Annotated in this window: 1 pseudogene; it reads right to left on the bottom strand. The window is 40.3% G+C overall.

From position 1 onward, the window contains the following. Nucleotides 1-813 (bottom strand): annotated as a pseudogene (locus tag ES677_RS15415) (gliding motility-associated C-terminal domain-containing protein); the annotation flags it as partial.

Genomic DNA, 813 nt, shown 5'->3' with positions numbered 1-813 from the left:
AAGATCCAGCAGTTGAAGCACCATCCGTGTATGTTGCTTCTAAAGCAGCGTTTCCACAATTATCAGCTTCATCGGTAACATCACCAGTTACTGTTAAGTCGTTTACATCTTGATCACATTCTAAAGTAACTGCAGCAGGAACCGTAAAGGTTGGCGCCGTAGTATCCTCGATGTTTATGGTTTGTGTTTGCGTATTATCATTTCCACAAGCATCTGTTAGTGTCCAAGTTCTTATGAAAGACGATTCGTTAGCACAAGACCCAACAGTCGATGTTCCATCAGTATACGTCGCTTCTAATGTGTTAGTATCACAATTATCCGCTTCATCGGTAACATCACCAGTTACTGTTAAGTCGTTTACATCTTGATCACATTCTAAAGTCACTGTAGCAGGAACCGTAAAGGTTGGCGCCGTAGTATCCTCGATGTTTATGGTTTGTGTTTGCGTATTATCATTTCCACAAGCATCCGTTACTGTCCAAGTTCTAATAAAAGAAGACGCGTTGGCACAAGACCCAACAGTCGATGTTCCATCAGTATACGTCGCTTCTAATGTGTTAGTATCACAATTATCAGCTTCATCAGAAACATCACCAGTTACTGTTAAGTCGGTAATATCTTGATCACATTCTAAAGTCACTTCAGTAGGAACTGTAAAGTTTGGCGCCGTCGTGTCTTCGATGTTGATTGTCTGTTCTTGAGTTGTTGTGTTTCCACAAGCATCAATTGCTGTCCAAGTTCTAGTAATAATATAATTACTATCACAAGTTCCAGTTGTAGTTACATCTGTAAAAGAAACAGTAGGCGTAGCAC

Source organism: Bizionia gelidisalsuginis, assembly GCF_008086185.1.
Classification (GTDB): Bacteria; Bacteroidota; Bacteroidia; order Flavobacteriales; family Flavobacteriaceae; genus Bizionia; species Bizionia saleffrena.
This window is presented reverse-complemented; position numbering and strand designations above follow the sequence as displayed.